General features: G+C 69.2%; 18 protein-coding genes. 12 read left to right on the plus strand and 6 right to left on the minus strand.

What is annotated here, in order from left to right; all coding sequences use genetic code 11:
* Positions 1-96: 96 nt before the first annotated feature.
* A complete protein-coding gene (locus AB0305_RS19085) occupies positions 97-2109 on the minus strand; it encodes a M3 family metallopeptidase (RefSeq protein ID WP_364135432.1) in 2013 nt (670 codons plus the stop codon).
* A gap of 81 nt (positions 2110-2190) precedes the next feature.
* On the opposite strand from AB0305_RS19085, the gene AB0305_RS19090 reads away from it, so the two are divergent.
* Genes AB0305_RS19090 through AB0305_RS19100 form a run of 3 tightly spaced genes read left to right on the plus strand, consistent with a single transcriptional unit; the run spans position 2191 to position 4870 of the window.
* Positions 2191-3471 (plus strand): CapA family protein, encoded by a 1281-nt coding sequence (locus tag AB0305_RS19090; protein ID WP_364135435.1) that lies wholly within the window; start codon positions 2191-2193, stop codon positions 3469-3471.
* A gap of 2 nt (positions 3472-3473) precedes the next feature.
* Positions 3474-4376, plus strand: coding sequence for an alpha/beta fold hydrolase (locus tag AB0305_RS19095; protein ID WP_364135438.1), 903 nt, complete (start codon positions 3474-3476; stop codon positions 4374-4376).
* On the plus strand, positions 4373-4870 hold the full coding sequence (locus AB0305_RS19100) for an ATP-binding protein (RefSeq protein ID WP_364135440.1): 498 nt from the start codon (positions 4373-4375) through the stop codon (positions 4868-4870). Before AB0305_RS19095 ends, AB0305_RS19100 begins: the two co-directional genes overlap by 4 nt.
* 8 nt (positions 4871-4878) lie before the next feature.
* Here the strand turns inward: AB0305_RS19100 and AB0305_RS19105 are convergent, their stop codons facing one another.
* From AB0305_RS19105 to AB0305_RS19115, 3 genes are all read right to left on the minus strand, one after another.
* Positions 4879-5346: a GNAT family N-acetyltransferase gene (locus tag AB0305_RS19105; protein WP_290257715.1), complete on the minus strand. Its 468-nt coding sequence runs from the start codon at positions 5344-5346 to the stop codon at positions 4879-4881.
* A 20-nt stretch (positions 5347-5366) separates the two neighbouring features.
* Complete coding sequence (locus tag AB0305_RS19110; protein ID WP_364135806.1) at positions 5367-6074, minus strand: glutamine amidotransferase; 708 nt, start codon at positions 6072-6074, stop codon at positions 5367-5369.
* Positions 6075-6157: 83 nt separating this feature from the next.
* Entirely contained in the window at positions 6158-7462 is a 1305-nt protein-coding gene (locus AB0305_RS19115) for a MurT ligase domain-containing protein (protein ID WP_364135444.1), read from the minus strand.
* A gap of 91 nt (positions 7463-7553) precedes the next feature.
* On the opposite strand from AB0305_RS19115, the gene pdxT reads away from it, so the two are divergent.
* From pdxT to AB0305_RS19160, 9 genes are all read left to right on the plus strand, one after another.
* Entirely contained in the window at positions 7554-8255 is a 702-nt protein-coding gene (pdxT, locus tag AB0305_RS19120) for a pyridoxal 5'-phosphate synthase glutaminase subunit PdxT (RefSeq protein WP_364135447.1), read from the plus strand.
* A 3-nt stretch (positions 8256-8258) separates the two neighbouring features.
* Entirely contained in the window at positions 8259-9014 is a 756-nt protein-coding gene (locus AB0305_RS19125; RefSeq protein WP_290257718.1) for a YebC/PmpR family DNA-binding transcriptional regulator, read from the plus strand.
* A complete protein-coding gene (gene ruvC / locus AB0305_RS19130) occupies positions 9011-9619 on the plus strand; it encodes a crossover junction endodeoxyribonuclease RuvC (protein ID WP_364135451.1) in 609 nt (202 codons plus the stop codon). The genes AB0305_RS19125 and ruvC overlap by 4 nt, the downstream gene beginning before the upstream one ends.
* 67 nt (positions 9620-9686) lie before the next feature.
* Positions 9687-10331, plus strand: a complete 645-nt coding sequence (gene ruvA / locus AB0305_RS19135) for a Holliday junction branch migration protein RuvA (protein ID WP_364135454.1) — start codon at positions 9687-9689, stop codon at positions 10329-10331.
* Positions 10324-11400 carry a Holliday junction branch migration DNA helicase RuvB gene (gene ruvB / locus AB0305_RS19140; RefSeq protein ID WP_290257721.1) on the plus strand — a complete coding sequence of 359 codons (1077 nt, stop codon included), beginning with the start codon at positions 10324-10326 and terminating at the stop codon, positions 11398-11400. Before ruvA ends, ruvB begins: the two co-directional genes overlap by 8 nt.
* Positions 11401-11611: 211 nt before the next feature.
* Entirely contained in the window at positions 11612-12040 is a 429-nt protein-coding gene (gene yajC / locus AB0305_RS19145) for a preprotein translocase subunit YajC (protein ID WP_290257722.1), read from the plus strand.
* Between the two features lie 106 nt (positions 12041-12146).
* A complete protein-coding gene (gene secD / locus AB0305_RS19150) occupies positions 12147-13922 on the plus strand; it encodes a protein translocase subunit SecD (protein WP_290257723.1) in 1776 nt (591 codons plus the stop codon).
* Positions 13923-14930: a protein translocase subunit SecF gene (gene secF, locus AB0305_RS19155; RefSeq protein ID WP_364135459.1), complete on the plus strand. Its 1008-nt coding sequence runs from the start codon at positions 13923-13925 to the stop codon at positions 14928-14930.
* A 244-nt stretch (positions 14931-15174) separates the two neighbouring features.
* Positions 15175-17466, plus strand: a complete 2292-nt coding sequence (locus AB0305_RS19160) for a bifunctional (p)ppGpp synthetase/guanosine-3',5'-bis(diphosphate) 3'-pyrophosphohydrolase (RefSeq protein WP_364135809.1) — start codon at positions 15175-15177, stop codon at positions 17464-17466.
* 23 nt (positions 17467-17489) lie between these two features.
* Here the strand turns inward: AB0305_RS19160 and AB0305_RS19165 are convergent, their stop codons facing one another.
* On the minus strand, positions 17490-18095 hold the full coding sequence (locus AB0305_RS19165; protein ID WP_364135462.1) for a type IV toxin-antitoxin system AbiEi family antitoxin: 606 nt from the start codon (positions 18093-18095) through the stop codon (positions 17490-17492).
* A 109-nt stretch (positions 18096-18204) separates the two neighbouring features.
* A partial coding sequence (locus AB0305_RS19170; protein WP_366173677.1) for a DUF349 domain-containing protein occupies positions 18205-19506 on the minus strand: 1302 nt, incomplete at its 5' end.

A 19506-nucleotide genomic window follows, 5' to 3' on the forward strand; every position in this document is an offset into this window, starting at 1 on the left:
TAAGACACCCCCCGTCGCCTTGTGTTTTTGATTTTACGAGTCGGGCCCGCCACCTCTCCAAGGTGGCGGGCCGGCGTTGTATGGGTTCTAAGGGAACTAATCCAGGCCGCGGCGCTTGAGCAGCGGTTCCAGCCGGGCTTCCCGGCCGCGGAAGGTCCGGAAGGACTCCAGCGGGTCGCGGCTGTTGCCGCGGGAGAGCAGTTCGGTGCGGAAGAAGTCCCCGTTGGCCCGGGACAGGCCGCCGTTCTCCTTGAACCACTCGACGGTCTCGGCGTCGAGCACCTCGCTCCAGATGTAGGAGTAGTAGCCCGCTGCGTACCAGCCGCCGGCGAAAATGTGCTGGAAGTACCCGGTGCGGTAGCGGGGCGGGATCAGGCTGTGCGCAACGCCGGCGGCGGCCAGGGCCTTCGCCTCGAACTCCAGGACGTCGTCGGGGACCTCGGACTCCTCCAGGACGTGCCAGGCGAGGTCCAGCAGGGCGGCGCCCAGGTACTCGGTGGTGCCGAAGCCCTCGCCCCAGAGCGCGGCGGCGTCGAGCTTGTCCACGGCTTCCTGCGGCAGCGGCTCGCCCGAGACGTGGTGCCGGGCGTAGTTGGCCAGCACCTCCGGCCACATGATCCACATTTCGTTGACCTGGGACGGGTACTCGACGAAGTCGCGCGGCACCGAGGTGCCGGAGAACCGCGGGTAGGTCACGGCGGAGAAGAGCCCGTGGAGGGCGTGGCCGAACTCGTGGAAGGTGGTCCGCAGTTCGTCCAGGGTCAGGAGGGTGGGTTCCCCGGCCGGCGGCTTGGAGATGTTCAGGTTGTTGATCACCACGGGACGGGTCCCCAGCAGGTCCGACTGCTCCACCAGGGAGTTCATCCAGGCGCCGCCGCGCTTCGATTCGCGGGTGTAGTAGTCACCCAGGAAGAGGCCCAGGCCCGTGCCGTCGGCGTCCTTGACCTCCCAGACCCGGACATCGGGGTGGTAGCCGGCCAGGTCCGTCCGCTCGTGGAACGTGATGCCGTAGAGGGCGTTGGCCGCGAAGAAAACCCCGTCCTTCAGGACCCGGTCCAGCTCAAAGTAGGGGCGCAGGGCCTGCTCGTCCACGGAGTAGCGTTCGCGCTTGACCCGGGCGGAGTAGTACGCCCAGTCCCACGCCTCCAGCGGGTGGCCGGCGACCTCGGCGAGGGCCTCGGCCTCGGCGTCGGCATTCCGCACGGCGGCCGGGGCCAACCGGCCCAGCATCGCCTGCACCGCGGCGAAGTCGGGGGCGGTCTGCTGGTCCACGCTGAGCTCGGCGAAGTTGGCGAAGCCCAGCAGGGTGGCCTTCTCGGCGCGCAGCCGGACCATCTCCCTGACCAGGTCCCGTACGTCCAGGGTCCCTCCGCTGCTGCCGCGGCCGATCGAGGCCTCATACAGCCTGCGGCGGACCTCCCGGTTCTCCAGCGCGGCCATTGCCGGCTGGTTGCTCGGCTGGATCAGGGTCAGCAGGTACTTGCCTTCGGCCCCGGCGGTGCGGGCTGCCTCGGCGGCGCTGGCGACGTCGTCGGCCGGCAGCCCGGCCAGGTCCGTGGCGTCGTCCAGCAGCAGCGACGCGGACTTCATGCCCTCCTTGACCCGCTGGCCGAACTCGGTGCCCAGGGTGGAGAGCTCGGCGTTGATGGCCCGGAGCCGGTCCTGGCCGGCGGCGTCGAGCTGGATGCCGGACTGGCGGAACGCCTTCAGGTACTCCTCGACCAGACGGGCGGATTCGGCGTCGAGCCCGTCCGTGGGAATTGCGGCGAACCTCTCGTAGAGGGCGCGGTTGAGGTAGATGGAGTCCTCGTGGGCGGAGAAGGCGGGGGAGAGACGGGTCTCCAGCTCCCGGATCTCGTCCGTGGCGTCCGCGGACACCAGCGTGAAGAAGGACGCCGCCGCACGCTGCAACAGAGCGCCGGAGCGTTCCATCGCGACGGCGGTGTTCTCAAAGCTGGCGGGCTCCGGTGTGTCGACGATCGCCTGAATCTCCGCGAGGTGTTCGGCCAGGCCGGCCTCGACGGCGTCGGCGTAGTGGCCGGCATCGATTTCCGCGAAAGGTGGCAGTCCGTACGGCAGGGTACTGGGGCTCAGGAGGGGGTTAGTCATGAAACGACACTTTCATGTTTCGTGGCGGTTCTCAATGGTCCGCGGCGCGTGTTGGGGCGGTGCGGCCCGTACGATGTGGCCATGGGGACTCCACATCTTTCGCGCCCGGCCCGCGTCGCGGCCGGCCTGCTCTCGATTGCCATCGCTGCCACGCTGAGCTCCTGCGGGGTGCTGGCCCGCCCGGACGGGGATGCCGCCGGGACCGCGAATGCCGGCGCGACGGCGTCGGGGCAGGCATTCGCGCAGTCGCCGGGCTCGCGGTCGTCGACGTCGCCCAGCCCGACGCCGACCCCCACCCCGACACGCGGGAAGGGCCCCGACTGCGCCGCCGTCCGCTGCACATCCGTGCTGGTCACCGGCGACATGCTGGTCCACGCCCAGCTCTGGGACCAGGCCCGCGCCGACGCCCTGGCCGCCGGGGCCAAGGGCCTGGACTTCGGCCCGCTTCTGGAGGGCCAGCGCCGCTACATCGCGAAGGCGGACCTGGCCATCTGCCACCAGGAAACCCCGGTGGCCGGCCCCACCGGCCCCTTCTCCGCCTACCCGTCCTTCAACGTCCCGCCGCAGATCATCACCGCCGCCCAGCAGGTCGGCTACCAGGCCTGCACCACGGCCAGCAACCACACCATCGACCGGGGCACCGCCGGCCTGGTCCGCACCCTGGACGCCCTCGACGCGGCCGGCCTCCAGCACACCGGGTCCTACCGCACCGAGGCGGACTCGCAGGGCGTGCTCATCCTGCAGACCGCCGCCGCCAAGATCGCCGTCATCGAGGGGGCCTACGGCCTCAACGGACAGACTCCCGACTTCGCCTGGCAGGTGGACATGCTCGATCCGGCCGCCATGATCGCCAAGGCGAAGAAGGCCCGCGCCCAGGGGGCAGACATCGTGCTGGGCGTGATGCACGCCGGCGAGGAGTACGCCAGCGTCCCGAACGCAGAACAGCGCGAGGCCGCGCATGCGCTGGTGGATAGCGGCCAGTTCACCATGATCTACGGCCACCACACCCATTCGGTGCTGCCCATCGAACAGTACAAGGGCACCTGGATTGTCTACGGGCTCGGCAACGGCATCACGGAACTCTCGCCAACGTACGTCGTGAACAATGAGGGCCTGCTGGTGCGGGCGCAGTTCAGCCAGGACGCGGCCGGTAAGTGGACGGCTTCGGATCTGGGCTGGGCGCCGTCGGTGATCGTCCGCGGCCCGTACCGCTGGTGCTCGGTGGCCGCCGACACACCGCAGGGCCCCTGCGCCGGTCCCGCCGCGGACGCTGCCACCCGTCAGCGCACCAAGACCGTGGTCGAATCGATGGGAGCGGCGACGGCCGGCGCCCACGAACTGCTGATCACCAAGGAGAAGTAGCGATGACCGACGAAGGGGCCGGATTCACGGCGGCGGAGCAGGGATCGCCGCCGGTACGACGGCGGGAGGTCCGGCAGGGCGCCGCGGGACTGGCTGTCTTCGAGTACGGCCGGGAGCCGGGGCCGGGCGTGCCCAGCCTGTTGCTGATCCACGGCTACCCCGACGACCACCAGGTGTTCCTGCCCGTAATCGCCGAGCTTGCCGGGACGCACCACATGATCGCCTACGACACCCGCAACGCGGGGGAGTCCCGCGTCGCGGCGGACGGCGGGACGGCCGACTACTCGCTGGCGGCGCTGGTGGACGACGCCTTCGCGGTCCTCTCCGCCGTCGGCGTCGGGAACGTCCACCTGGTGGGCCACGACTGGGGCTCCATCCAGGGCTGGGCAGTGGTCAGGGATCCGCGCGCCACCGGGGCGATCGGCCGCTACACCAGCATCTCCGGGCCCGACATGGACCACTTCTCCCGCTGGATCAAGGCCCGGATACGGCGCCCGCGTGAGTGGGGAAAGCTCGGCGGGCAGCTGCTCCGCAGCTGGTACCTGATGACGTTCCAGGTGCCCGTCCTGCCCGAGGCGGCATGGCGGCTGGTGCTCACCCGGCGCTTCGAGCAGGCCGCGCACCGGGCGCTGGGGGACAACCCCGTCCGCGGACTGGCCCTCTACCGGAGCAACCTCTTTGGCCGCGGCGCCCGCACGGGCCGGCCGCAGGGGGCATCCCGGCGGGTGCACATCCCCGTGCAGGTGGTGGTGCCCCTGCGCGACGCCTACCTCTCGCCCCACCTGGCCGAGGACCTTGACGGCTGGGTCGACGATCTGACGGTCGTCCGGGTAGACGGCGGCCACTGGTGGCCGGCCAGCCGCCCGGTCGAATTCGCACGGCTACTCCGCGGCGAAGGAGCGTGACCTCCATCCCGCCGACGGTGCACCTGCTCTGCGGCCTCAACGGCGCCGGTAAGACAACCCTGGCCCGAGAGCTTGAAGCATCCCTGCCGGCCGTGCGGTTCAGCCTGGACGAATGGATGCTGCGCCTCTATCCAGGCCTGCATTACGCCTCGGAGGACTATGGCAGCCGGGCCGAGACGTGCAAGGGCCTGATCTGGGAGACGGCACTGCAGGTGTTGCGTGCGGGGACCGATGTGGTTCTTGACTGGAACCAGTGGAGCCGGGCCAGGCGGGCACTCTGGAGGGGCAAAGCAGTGTCGGCCGGTTTCGGCGTCGAGCTGCACCACGTCGCAACGCCGCTGGACACCGCCATCGAGCAAACCCGGCGTCGGACGCTGGCAGCAGAACCGGGCTCGCATGCCTTGACGGACGACGGCGTCCAGCACCTCGCCGGGATTTTCGAGGAGCCCTCGGAAACCGAGGGGATGCGGATTCACCGGGTCCCGGGAAGGTAAGGCCCCGCCTAGCCCTCCGACAGCTCCAGGGTCATGAACACGCTGTTCGGGTCGGCGGTGTAGTCGGCGAACGGCGGGCAGACCGCGAAGCCGTGCCGCAGGTAGAGTCTGCGTGCCGCCGCGAAGTAGTCCTGGGAACCGGTTTCCAGGCTGACCCGGTTGAAGCCACGCTCCCGCGCCTCGGCGAGGAGGCGCCCCAGCAGGCCGCCGGCGACGCCGCGGCCGCGGGCGTCCCGGGCGGTCCGCATCGACTTGATCTCCGCACCGCCCGCGCCGAGGTCCTTGAGGGCGCCGCAGCCAAGCAGGATGCCGTCTTCGCGGGCGGTCCAGAAGCTGATCGCGGGTCCGGCGAGGGCGCCGACGTCGAGCGCGTGGACGCTCTCGGCCGGCGAGGTCGCGAACATGTCCGCCAGGTGTTCCTCGAGCAGGATCCGCACGTCCGCGCGGTCCGGCGCGTCCGGGGCGTAGCTGATCATGGCCGGTTCCGGGGCGATCCCTAGCGCGGCCGGCGGGCTGCGTGCTCGCGGGCCAGGACGGCGTACCGGTCATCCGGGGTGCCCGGCGTGAAGCTGCCGTACTTGCGTTCCACCGCGGTCTTGATCAGGAAGTCGGCCAGCGCCGGGTTCTTCGGCAGCAACGATCCGTGGAGGTAGCTCGCCACGATGTTCCGGTACCGGGCGCCCTCATGGCCGTCGCCGCTGTTGTTGCCGGTGCCCTTGGCGGTGGTGCCCAGGGGTTCGACGCCGGGACCCAGGGTGGTCTGGCCGCTGTGGTTCTCGTAGCCCAGGACGGTCCCGAACTCGGGGGTGGAGACGCTGACGTTGCCGATCAACCGCTCGTCCGTGCCGTTCGTCTCGACATCCAGGATGCCGATCCCGGGGATGACCGAGCCGGTCCGGGTCCGGAAGAACCTCCCGAACAACTGGTAGAGGCCGCAGATGACCAGCATGGGCGTGCCGTCCTCGGCGAGTTCGCGCAGCACCGTTTCACGGGACAGCAGGTCGTCCTGGATCACCAGCTGGCCGCTGTCCTGGCCGCCGCCACCGACGATCAGGTCCACGTTCGCGGGGAAGTCGTCGCCCACGTTGTATTCGAGCAGTTCGGGCGTGTAGCCGTGCCAGCGCAGCCGCTGGGCCAGGACCAGGGCGTTGCCCCAGTCGCCGTAAATGTTCATGTCCCGCGGGTAGAGCTGCAGCACCCGGATGGTGCCCTTGCTGGGAGCGGCGGATTCCTCCGGGGGAAGCTCGTGGCCGTGGGAGAGTTCGTGCTGCGGACCGGTTTCCGGGGTCACGAGACCACCTCCACTGTGGTGATTTTGGACAGCTCGCGGCGGATGGCCAGCATGGCTGTGTAGGTGCAGAAGATCCGCTTCGGCCGGTCCTTGGCGCCGCGGATGAACGCGGCCAGGGCCGGAGCGATCTCCGTGTCGACCGCGCCGATGGCGACGTCGTCGTACTGCAGGCGCAGGGCCATGTCGTAGGCGCGGGAGCCGGTCAGCTGGTCCACGCCGCCCTCGCGGAGGGTATCGAACTCGACGTCCCAGAGCCAGGACATGTCCCGGCCGTCGGCGTAGTTGTCGTTGATCGCGATCATGGTCGCGTAGCCCGCGGCCGGGAAGGACTTGAGCCCCAGCCGGAAGCCGCTCGGGTTCTTAACCAGCACCAGGTCCAGCGGCAGGCCGTCCACCACCAGGCTCTCGCCGCGGCCGAACGCCGGCGCGACGTTGCCCAGGGCCTTGAGCAGGCCGGGGTGGTCCGTGGCGGTGCCGCGGACGGCGGCGATGGCCCGGGCCAGGGTCAGGGCCGCGGCGGCGTTGAAGATGTTGTAGACGCCGCGCAGTTTCATCGGCGTCGAAACGGTGGCGCCGTCGTAGTCGAAGTCGGCGTCGGCCGGGCCCACGCGGCGGAGGACGACGTCGGCGGCCGGCTTCGAGGGGGCTTCCGGGACCGGGCTGCCCGGGGCGGCGCGCATGTCGTCGTCGTTGGGGAAGGTGCTCAACAGTGAGTCGTCCAGCCCGAAGTAGCGGACCTCCGGCCCGCCCGCGGCCGGGGCGGCGAGGCTGGCGGCGATCCGGGCCACCCGCGGATCCTCGCGGTTCAACACGACGGTCCCGGTGGTCTTCGAGGCAATGTGCTGCAACAGGTCCGCGGTCTTGTCGATCTCGCCGAACCGGTCCAGCTGGTCACGGAGGACGTTCAGCAGCAGGCAGTAGCGCGGCGGGACCTTGTTGACGAAGTGCACCGCGTGGGCTTCGTCGAGCTCCAACACCGCGATGTCGGCGTCAAGCCTGCCGCGCCAGTCCACCTCACCGAGCAGCGCGGCGGCGACGCCGCGGGTGAAGTTGCTGCCCGTGCGGTTGGTGAAGACCTTCAGGCCCTGGCTCTCGAGCAGTTCCACGACCATCTTGGTGGTGGTGGTCTTGCCGTTCGTTCCGCTGACGACGGCGACGCCGAGCGGCAGCGTGGCCAGCGTCCTCTGCATGAAGCCGGGGTCGATTTTCTCGACCACCAGGCCGGGAAGGGCGGAGCCTCCACCCCGGAGCCGGGAGACCCGGCGGACGAACTTGCCGAGCGGGACGCTGAAGTAGAGCATGCCTTGTAATATATCCCAGCCGGGGCATAGAACCCGGCCCGGGGCCCCGCGCGGTGCGGCCCGCGGCGGACGGCCGCACTATGCTGGCAGGATGACCTCCCCACTCTTCCCGCCCGGCTCCAGCGTGGGCTCGGGCCTGCGCATCGGCGTCCTGGCGCTCCAGGGCGACTTCCGCGAGCACCTGCGTGCGGTGGAAGCCGCCGGAGCTACGGGCGTCGGCGTCCGCCGGCCCGGCGAACTCGACGGCCTGGACGGACTCATCATTCCCGGCGGCGAATCGACCACCATCGACAAGCTCTCCCGTGCCTTCGAACTCCGCGAACCCCTCGTCGGCCGGATCCGCGACGGCCTGCCGGTCTACGGCTCCTGCGCCGGCATGATCCTGCTGGCCGACGACCTCACCGACCCGGCCACCGACCTGGCCGGTAACCCGCAGCAGACCTTCGGCGGCCTGGACATGACCGTCCGGCGGAACGCCTTCGGCCGGCAGCGGGAATCCTTTGAAACGGACCTGGACTTCAAGGGACTGGAGTTCAGCGCCGGGGACACCGGCGTCGCCCCCGTGCACGCCGTGTTCATCCGCGGCCCGTGGGTGGAACGCGTGGGATCCGGCGTTGAGGTCCTCGCCCGGGTGGAACCCACCGGCACCGGAGCCTCCGGCGTGCTGGACGGGGCCGCTAGAATTGTTGCAGTGCGTTCCGGCAAGCTGCTGGCCACCTCCTTCCATCCGGAAGTGACAGGGGAAAAGCGCGTGCATGAACTGTTTATTCGAATGATCAGAGGAGAAGCGTAAAGCATGTCAGGCCACTCCAAATGGGCGACGACCAAGCACAAAAAGGCCATTATCGATAGCCGACGGGCCAAGTCGTTCGCCAAGCTGATCAAGAACATCGAAGTTGCCGCCCGGATGGGCGGACCGGACCTCGCCGGCAACCCCGGTCTGGAACTGGCCGTCACCAAGGCCAAGAAGACCTCGGTCCCCAACGACAACATCGACCGCGCCATCAAGCGCGGCGCCGGCCTCACCGGCGAGGTCGTGGACTACACCGAGATCATGTACGAATGCCGCGGCCCGCAGGGTTCGGCCCTGCTGATCGAGTGCCTCACGGACAACAAGAACCGTGCCGCCTCCGAGGTCCGCCTGGCCATCTCCCGCAACGGCGGCACCATCGCCGACCCCGGCTCCGTCAGCTACCTCTTCACCCGCAAGGGCGTCGTGTCCCTGCCCAAGAACGGCCTGACCGAGGACGACGTGCTGATGGCCGTCCTCGACGCCGGCGCCGAGGAGGTCAAGGACAACGGCGAGAGCTTCGAGATCCACTCCGAGCCGACCGACCTGCAGGCCATCCGCGACGCGCTCAAGGAAGCCGGGATCGAATACGACACCGACGAGGCCGAGTTCGTTCCCTCCATGCAGGTCCCGCTGGACCTCGAGGCGGCCAAGAAGTTCATGAAGCTCGTCGACGCCCTCGAGGACCTCGACGACGTCCAGAACGTCTACAGCAACGCCGACCTCAGCGACGAAGTACAGGCCGCCCTGGAAGCCGAGTGACCCTTCGCGTCCTCGGCGTCGACCCCGGCCTCACCCGCTGCGGGATCGGCGTCGTGGACGTCGAACGGAACCGGCGCGCCACCATGGTGGACTTCGGCGTCGTCGGCACCTCACCGGAGGTAAGCCTGGACCAGCGGCTGCTGGTGATCGCCACCGCCATCGACGAGTGGCTGGACAAGTACCAGCCGCAGGTCCTGGCCGTTGAGCGGGTTTTCTCGCAGCTCAATGTCAGCACCGTGATGGGCGTCGCCCAGGCCTCCGGCGTCGTCATCGCCGCCGCGGCCCGGCGAGGCATCCCCGTCGCCCTGCACACCCCCTCGGAGGTCAAGGCGGCCGTGACCGGCAGCGGGACCTCCAATAAGGATGCCGTGACCAAGCTGGTCACCAAGATCCTGCGCCTGGACGCCCCGCCGCGACCGGCCGACGCCGCCGACGCCCTGGCCCTGGCCATCACGCACGCGTGGCGCTCCGGCGGGGGAGTCGCCGCGGCCGGCGCCGCCAGTGCGCGGATCCCGACGGCGGCCGCCGCGTCCCGTTCGGCGCTCACCCCGGCGCAGCGTGCCTGGGCCGACGCGGAGCTCAAAGCGCGCCGTGCCGCCAAGTAACGGGCCAAACCCCCGCCCGCTTGGTACGGTATTCGTAGATATGTTCGGATAACTCAGGAGCCAGGCCTTGATCAGTTTTCTCCGCGGAACCGTTGCGCACGTCGGCCTCTCCTCGGCGGTGATCGACCTCAACGGTGCCGGCATGAGCGTCTACGCCACTCCGCAGACCCTCAGCAAGCTCCACGTCGGCGAAGAGGGCAAGGTCTTCACCTCGCTCATCGTCCGCGAAGACTCGCTCACCCTCTTCGGCTTCGCCAGCGACGACGAGCGCGAGGTCTTCGACATCCTGCTCAGCGTCAGCGGCGTCGGGCCCCGGCTGGCGCTGGCGGTCCTCGCCGTCCACGACCCCGAGGCCATCCGTGTCGCCGCCCACTCCGGCGACGGCAAGGCGTTCACCAAGGTCCCCGGCATCGGCCCCAAGGTCGCCGGCCGCATCGTGCTCGAACTCGCCGGCAAGCTGGTCCCGCACGGCACTACCGACGCCGCCGCCCCGGTCCGCTCGGTCGAGGCCGTGTGGAAGCCGCAGGTGGTCGCGGCCATGACCAGCCTCGGCTGGTCCGAGAAGGACGCCACCAGCAGCATCGACAAATCCATGGCCGACTCCCCGGAACTGGCCGAGCGCGGCAACGTTGCCGAGATCCTCCGCGCCACCCTGCGCTGGCTGGGCCAGGACGGCGCCCGTGCCGGGAACCGGGTTGGCACCCGTGGCTGAGCCGTCCCTCGTCGCCGGGGGAGAGGAGCCCGAGGAGCGCGCCATCGAGGCGGCGCTCCGGCCCAAGAACCTGCACGACTTTGTCGGCCAGCACCGGGTCCGCAAACAGCTCTCCCTGGTCCTCGAGGCGTCCCGCATCCGCGGCCGCAGCGCCGACCACGTGCTCCTTTCCGGCCCTCCCGGCCTGGGCAAGACCACCCTGTCCATGATCATCGCCGCGGAAATGAACGCCCCGCTCCGGATCAGCAGCGGCCCCGCTATCCAGCACGCCGGCGACCTCGCGGCCATCCTGTCCTCTCTCTCCGAGGGTGAGGTGCTGTTCCTGGATGAGATCCACCGCATGTCCCGTCCCGCCGAGGAAATGCTGTACATGGCCATGGAGGACTTCCGCGTCGACATCGTCGTCGGCAAGGGCGCCGGGGCCACCGCCATTCCGCTGGAACTTCCACCGTTCACCCTGGTCGGTGCCACCACCCGCGCCGGCCTGCTGCCCGGTCCACTTCGTGACCGCTTCGGCTTCACCGGCCACCTCGAGTTCTACGCCGTCGAGGAACTGGAACTGGTGCTCCGCCGCTCCGCCGGGCTGCTGGACCTGAAGGTCAACTCGGCCGGATTCAGCGAGATCGCCGGACGCTCCCGCGGCACGCCCCGCATCGCCAACCGGCTGCTGCGCCGGGTCCGAGACTGGGCGCTGGTGCACGGCGTGGAGCAGATCGATGCCCGCAGCGCCTCGGCCGCCCTGGACATGTACGAGGTGGATAAGCGGGGCCTTGACCGGCTGGACCGCGCCGTCCTGGAAGCGCTGATCACCAAGTTCGGCGGCGGCCCCGTGGGCCTGTCCACGCTGGCGATTGCCGTCGGTGAGGAAACCGAAACCGTCGAAACCGTCGCCGAGCCCTATCTGGTCCGGGAGGGCCTGCTGGGCCGCACCCCGCGCGGACGCATAGCCCTCGCCCCCGCCTGGACCCATCTGGGCTTCGCGGTTCCCGCCGGGGTCTTCGGACAGGAACCCCTGGACCTCTTCGAGGAAGACGGCGCCGGCGGGGAACCGGCCGCAACCCATCCGTAACCGGCAATAGCACTCGCCCGGGCCGTTTTCCCTTTAGACTGGTATGACGCTCGGCACGTTCGGGCCTTCGTTTCCGCAGGGCGGCTCCCGCCAGCCGCCGCTGGCCGGCATGGGTTTGCTGCCGGGCCGTGCGCCGCGTGGCCAGGGACGAAGCTGACGGTGCTGTGAAACCAGCTTGCAAGTACAGAACGGAACTTTCCCCTTGGATCCAATGACAATTCTCCTGTTCGTCATGCTCGGCGTGTTCGTCTTCATGATGTTCCGCCGCAACAAGAAGACGCAGCAGCAGCAGGCAGAGCTCCAGTCGAAGTTCGGACCCGGCGTTGACGTGATGACCAGCTTCGGCCTGTTCGGCCGCATCGTCTCCATCGACGACGCCGAGAACAAGGTTGTCCTGGAACTCTCCCCGGGCAACACCGCCACGGTTCACCGCCAGGCCGTGACCAAGATCGTCGAGCCGGTCGCCGCCGCCGAGGAGCCTACCGTGGTCCCCGACGACGCCTCCTCGCTCACCCTCGGCAACGCCGACACCCACGACGCCGGCGTCACCGGTGCAGCCCCCGCCGCTGAGGCCCCGCGCGCCGAAACGCCGGAGGAAACCCTGCGCCGCCTGAACGATGAGAACAGGAAAGACAGCTAGTCTGCCTCCTGAGCTACCCGCGGAACCACGGTGCGCGGGCATCCGCCGGTGCGGGCCTGAGAGGTCTGCGCCGGCGGTTCTTCCGTAAACAATAGAAAGATCGACAATGGCACGAACTGGCCCTAAAAACTCAGCCCGCAGGGTGCTGGTCTGGCTTGGCGTTATCCTCGTCGCCCTGACCGCAGTCCTGGCCGGCGGCACCATGGCCGGACAGGCCAGCTGGGCTCCCAAGCTCGCCCTGGACCTCGAAGGCGGAACCCAGATGATCCTGGCGCCCAAGGTCGAGGGCAACACGGGCATCAACGAAGACCAGCTCAACCAGGCCGTGGCGATCATCCGCCAGCGCGTGGACGGCTCCGGCGTCGCCGAGGCTGAAATCTCCACCCAGTCCGGACGCAACGTCGTCGTCAGCCTCCCGGGTACCCCCTCCAAGGAGACCCGCGCCCTGATCCAGGCCTCCGCGGACATGAACTTCCGCCCGGTCATCCAGGCCGGCGCCGGCGCGGCCGTGCCCGAAGCCCAGCGCACTCCCGAGGACAAGCTGCCCAAGCCCACCGCCGCTCCCGCGAACAGCAGCGACGAGAACTGGGTCACCGCCGACGTCTACAAGAAGTTCGAGGCGCTCGACTGCGACAACCCGTCCCAGGACAAGCAGGAACGCTCCGACCCGGCCAAGCCGCTGGTCACCTGCGAGCCCGCCGCGGACGGCAAGCCCGCGGTCAAGTACATCCTCGGCCCGGTGGAGGTGAAGGGCTCGGACATCAAGACCTCCTCCTTCCAGCTCCAGCGCGGCGCCCAGGGCGCCGTCACCAACGAGTGGGCCGTCGACATCCAGTTCAACGACCAAGGCACCGCCAAGTTCAAGACCGTCACCGAGCGGCTGAACCAGTTCTACGTCGCCGCCGGCGGCGCCACCGGTTCGGACCCGAAGTCCCAGTTCGCGATCGTCCTGGACGACCAGGTCATCTCCGCCCCGCGGTCGCAGGCCGTCATCACCGACGGTCGTCCGCAGATCACCGGCGGTTTCACCGAACAGTCCGCCAAGGCCCTGTCCGACCAGCTCCGCTTCGGCGCCCTGCCGATCAGCTTCGACATCCAGAGCGAGCAACAGATCTCCGCCACCCTCGGCGGGGAGCAGCTGCGCATGGGCATGCTCGCCGGCCTCATCGGGTTGCTGCTGGTGGTCGTGTACTCGCTGTTCCAGTACCGGGCCCTCGGCTTTGTCACCGTTGCCTCGCTCGTCGTCGCCGGTGCCCTGACGTACCTCGCTATCGCGATCCTGGGCTGGACGGAGAACTACCGCCTGTCCCTGGCCGGCGTGGCCGGCATCATCGTGGCCATTGGCCAGACCGCCGACTCCTTCATCGTCTACTTCGAACGCATCCGCGACGAACTGCGCGAGGGCCGCGGCCTGGTCTCGGCCGTGGAGAACGGCTGGAAGCGCGCCAAGCGGACCGTCCTGGCCTCCAAGGCCGTGAACCTGCTGGCCGCCCTGGTGCTGTACTTCGTCGCCGTCGGCAACGTCCGCGGCTTCGCCTTCACCCTGGGCCTGACCGCGATCGCCGACCTGATCGTCGTCTTCATGTTCACCCACCCGACGCTGCAGCTGCTGGCCCGGACCAAGTTCTTCGGCGAGGGCCACACCTTCTCAGGCCTGGACCCCAAGCGCCTCGGCGCGGTGCCGCTGTACCGCGGCGCCGGCCGGATCCGGACCCCCGAGGACAAGCCGGTCGCCGTCGTGCGCGCCAAGAACACCAAGGCCGCGGCCGAAGCCGAACGGCGCATGACGATCGCAGAACGGCGTCTCGCGGAACGGCAGGAGCAGGCCGGCCAAAGCCAGCTCGCCGGTTCCGGCAAGAACTCGTCCAAGGAGGGCAAGTAAATGGCCAGCTTCGCTACATTCGGTAACGAGCTCTACACCGGCAAGCGCTCCTACGACTTCGTCGGGTCCAAGAAGATCTGGTTCCTGATCGCGGCGGCCGCCGTCGCGCTCTCGATTCTCCTCCCGGTGGTCAAGGGAGGCTTCAACCTCGGCATCGAGTTCCGCGGCGGTTCCGAGTTCACCGTCTCCAACGTCAAGGACCGCGACCCGGGCCTCGGCGAGAAGGCGGTCCAGGACGTCGTCTCCGGCAGCCTGCCGCGGGTGGCCAACGTTGCCGGCAACACCATGCGGATCCAGACCGACAAGCTCACCGACGACGAGACGCTGAAGATCAAGGACGGCCTGACCAAGGCCTACGGCGTGACCGACAACGAGGTGACCTCCACCTTCGTCGGCCCCACTTGGGGTGCTGACGTGACCCAGCAGGCCCTGCTCGGCCTGGCCGTCTTCGTCGGCCTCGCCGCGGTGCTGATGGCGCTGTACTTCCGGACCTGGAAGATGTCACTCTCGGCCCTGGCCGGCATGGCGGCCACGATGTTCATCACCGCCGGCGTGTACTCGCTCAGCGACTTCGAGGTCACCCCGTCCGCGATCATCGGCTTCCTCACGGTCCTCAGCTACTCGCTGTACGACACCGTGGTGGTCTTCGACAAGATCCGCGAGAACACCGCGGACCTGCAGGCGTCCACCCGGCGGACCTTCGCCGAAGAGGTCAACCTGGCCGTCAACCAGACCCTGGTCCGTTCCATCAACACCATGATGGTGGCGATCCTGCCGGTCGGCGCGATCCTCTTCATCGGTGCCGGGCTCCTCGGCGCCGGCACCCTGCGCGACCTGTCGCTCGCCCTCTTCGTGGGCATCCTGATCGGCACCGCCGCCACCATCTTCGTCGCCGCCCCGCTGTACGCGTGGCTGCGCCAGGGTGAGCCGGAGCTGGTCAAGCAGGCCAAGCGGGTGCATCAGCGCCGGGCGGACAACGCCGCCAAGACCGCCGCCGCGACCGCCTGACAGGCCACCACAGCAGCACCGCCCGACGGGCCGGAGAACGTCCAGGACGCTCTCCGGCCCGTCGGCCGTTCGCGCCGGTTATCGAACTGTCTCGCCGCGGGAATACACTTGAGTAATTAACGGGTTGGAAGAGGTTGCTTTCTTGGAAGAACGTTCGACGTCGGCGCCTGCAGTACCGGCGGAAGAGGCCCACGGCCAAGGTTCACAGACTGGCGTGGCCGCTCCCGGACGCCCCGACGCGGCCGTGCCCGTAGACAACACCGGCACCCGTCCCACTTTCCCCGGCCGGCGCGAACGCACCCGCTCACGCCTGGCCCGCCTCACCGGCCGCGGCACCCCCGCCTACTCGCCGATCCTGGAGCCGTTGCTGCGCACCGTCCGCGCCAACAACCCCAAGGACGACTTCGAACTGATCCAGCGCGCCTTCGTGGTGGCCGAACGCTGCCACCGCGGCCAAAAGCGCAAGAGCGGGGACCCGTACATCACCCACCCCGTGGCGGTGGCGACCATCCTGGCCGAACTCGGCATGAACGGCACCACCCTCGCCGCTGCCCTGCTGCATGACACGGTGGAGGACACCTCCTACACGCTGGATGACCTCAAAGGGGAGTTCGGGCCCGAGGTGGCCATGCTGGTGGACGGCGTCACCAAGCTGGACAAGGTCAGCTTCGGCGAGGCCGCACAGTCCGAGACCGTCCGCAAGATGGTCGTGGCCATGGCCAAGGACATCCGCGTCCTGATGATCAAGCTCGCGGACCGGCTGCACAACGCCCGCACCTGGCGGTTTGTCTCCGCGGAATCCTCGTCCAAGAAGGCCCGCGAGACGCTGGAAATCTTCGCACCGCTGGCCCACCGCCTCGGCATGAACACCATCAAGTGGGAACTCGAGGACCTTTCCTTCGCGGCGCTCTATCCGAAGGTGTACGAGGAGATTGTCCGCATGGTGGGGGAGCGCACCCCCGAACGCGAGAAGAACCTGGCGGTCATCCGCAACCAGATCACCGAGGACCTGCGCGCGGCCAAGATCAAGGCCACCATCACCGGCCGGCCCAAGCACTACTACTCGATCTACCAGAAGATGATCGTCCGCGACAAGGACTTCGACGACATCAACGACCTCATGGGCGTCCGCGTCCTGGTCGACTCGGTCCGTGACTGTTACGCCGCCCTCGGCGCGATGCACTCCCGCTGGAACCCGCTGCCCGGCCGGTTCAAGGACTACATCGCGATGCCGAAGTTCAACATGTACCAGTCGCTGCACACCACGGTGATCGGCCCCGGCGGCAAGCCGGTGGAAATCCAGATCCGCACCCACGAGATGCACCGCCGCGCCGAGTACGGCGTCGCCGCCCACTGGAAGTACAAGGACCAACCCAACCGCACCGCCGCCGGCCCCGGAAGCCCGCGCGACGGCGACATGGGCTGGCTGCGCTCCCTGGTGGACTGGCAGCAGGAAACCTCTGACCCGGGCGAGTTCCTGGACTCCCTGCGCTTCGAGATCAACGCCCGCGAGGTCTTCGTCTTCACCCCCAAGGGCGAGGTCATGGCCCTGCCGGCCGGGTCCACCCCGGTGGACTTCGCCTACGCCGTGCACACCGAGGTAGGCCACCGGACCATCGGCGCCCGCGTCAACGGCAAGCTCGTCCCGCTCAATAGCGAACTCAACCACGGCGACTGGGTGGAGATCTTCACCTCCAAGGCAGAGGGCGCCGGCCCCAGCCAGGACTGGCAGCACTTCGTCAAGAGCGCCCGGGCCCGGAACAAGATCCGCCAGTGGTTCAGCAAGGAACGCCGCGAAGAGGCAATCGACCGCGGCAAGGACCTGCTCACCAAGGCGATGCGCAAGCAGAACCTGCCGCTGCAGCGACTGATGACCCACGACGCCCTCGCCGCGATCGCCGAGGACTTCAAATACACGGACATCTCCGGTCTCTACGCCGGGGTGGGCGACGGTCACACCTCCGCCCAGTCCGTGATGGAGCGCCTGGTCGAGAGCCTGGGCGGCAACGACACCCCCGAGGACGACCTCACCGAGGTTTCCATCCCGGCCCAGGTGTCCAAGACCCGGTACTCCGATTCCGGCGTCGTGGTCCGCGGCGTGGACGACGTCTGGGTCAAGCTGGCGCGCTGCTGCACCCCTGTGCCGCCGGACCCGATCCTGGGCTTCGTCACCCGCGGCTCCGGCGTCTCGGTCCACCGCACCGACTGCACCAACGTCTCCGGGCTGATGGACCAGCCGGACCGGATTGTCGAGGTCGAGTGGGCACCCACCCAGTCGAGCGTGTTCCTCGTGGAGATCCAGGTCGAGGCACTGGACCGCAAGTCGCTGCTCTCCGACGTCACCCGGGTGCTCTCCGAGAACCACGTGAACATCCTCGCCGCCAGCGTCCACACCTCCACCGACCGGGTGGCGATCTCCAAGTTCGCCTTCGAGATGGGCGATCCGAAGTACCTGAGCCACGTGCTCAGCGCTGTTCGCAGGATCGACGGGGTCTTCGACGTCTACCGGACCACCGGCAACCGCCGCCGCAGCTAGCCTCGGAAGATTGCCCTCACCGGCTACCCACTGCCCTCCCGGACCCTTTCCAGCACCGCGAGGGCCGAGTTCTTGTAGGGCAGCCGGGGTACGGCCTCGACCGCCCGCACCAGCAGGTTCAGGCGTACGGGCAGTTCCGGCGCGGCCAGCAGCGCCGTGAGCGCCGGCACTGCGTGCTCGGGCCGGACGTGCAGGGCGATGTCGACGGCGGTGCGCAGCGGGCTGGAGACCATCAGCCCGCCCAGGCTCACCACGTCCATGGTCCCGAGCCGCGTCTCGTGGAAGCTGCAGCCCCGGGCGCCTCGGAGGCTGGAGATCCGCCGGTTCGCGTCCACCAGCAACGCCAGCCGGTCCGGCTCCCGGGCGCAGCCATAGATCCAGGCCGCCGTCATCCGGCCGGCCACCACCCGCTGCCGGATGGCGGCCGGAATCAGCGCCGCCGCGGCCCGTGCGCGCAGCTGCGGCGTGGCCGGGGCCCCGGGCGGCAGGAAGCCGCGCTGGGAGATCCGCGCCAGCACGCCGTCGGCTGCCATGGCCTGCAGTTCCGCCCACGAGAAGAGCGGCCCCGGCGAGTACAGCACGGGCGGGTCGAGCCCCGAGGGGACGGAGGGGACCGGCGGGAGGGTCATTGAGCCATCGTGCCGCGGTCCCCGGGCATGGAACAGGCCCCGGTCCCGTCATGTGGATAACGGGGCCGGGGCCCGGACAACACCTGTTCGGGCCGTGGGGCCCGGGGTGTTAGGAGAGTTCGCTCGCGGAGCGCTCCAGCTGTTCCAGCCACGCCTGGCGGGCCTCGAGGGCCTCCCGGGCGTCCTTGATCTTCCGCTCGTCCCCGGCCTTTTCGGCCTTGGCGAGGTCCTCTTTCAGACCGGCGATGGCCGATTCCAGCTGCGAGAGCGCGCTGTTGGTGCGGGCCTTCGTCTCCGGGTTGGAGCGCTTCCAGTTCTCGTCCTCGGCGTGCCGGACGGCGTCCTCGACCTTGCGGAGGCCGGCCTCGATGCGGCCCATGTCGGCGCGGGGAACCTTGCCGGCTTCCTCCCAGCGGTCACGGATGGACTGCAGCGCCTTCTTTGCGGCGGCGAGGTCAGTGATCGGCAGCAGCTCGTTTGCCTCGGCCAGGAGCGCCTCCTTCACCACGAGGTTCGCGCCGTATTCCTGGTCGATTTCCTCGTTGGCGGCCTGGCGGTTCGTGAAGAACACATCCTGGGCAGCGCGGAAGCGGGCCCAGAGCGCGTCGTCGTCCTTGCGGCTGGCGCGAGGGGCGGCCTTCCACTGGTCCATCAGGCGGCGGTATTCGCCGGCGGCGTAGCCCCAGTCGGTCGAGGAGGAGAGCGCCTCGGCCTCGACGATCAGCTTCTCCTTCGCGGCCTTGGCGGCGGAGTTGTTGCTGTCCAGCTGGGAGAAGTAGGCGCGGCGGTGCCGGTCGAAGACGGTGCGCGCGGCGCGGAACCGCTTCCACAGGGCGTCCTCGTTGCTGCGGCCGAGCCGGACGCCGCTCTTCTGGGCGGTCTTCCAGTTCTCGAACAGCTCGTTCATCCGGGCGCTGGAGGTCTTCCACTGCACCTGGGACGGATCCTGCGCGGAGATCTGCTCGGCCTCGGCGACGATCGCCTCACGGGCAGCGAGCTCGGCGGCGCGGACGGCGTCGTGTTCGGCCTTTTCGGACTTCTCCAGTTCGGTGATCTGGCCGGAGAGGGTGTCCAGGCGGCCCTCGGCGGCGCGCAGGTCGCCCACCATGTTCCGCTCGGCCAGCTGCTCGCGCAGGTGGGTAACGGTCTTCTGCATGTCCGCGGCGGGAGCCTTGGACGCGACGCGCTGTTCCAGCAGGACGATCTGGGCCACGACGTCGTCGTACTTGCGGGCGAAGTACGCCAGCGCCTCGTCGTCGCTCACGCCGGGGTACTGGCCCACGGGGTGCTCGGCTCCGTCGATGGTGAGGAAGACGTGGCCGTCACCCTCCACCCGGCCCCAGCGGGCGGCCTCGGCGGCCGAGGTGCTGGGCGCGGCTGCGGCGACGGCGGGAGCGGCCGGCGACGGCGC

This window comes from Arthrobacter sp. NPDC080086 (assembly GCF_040702285.1).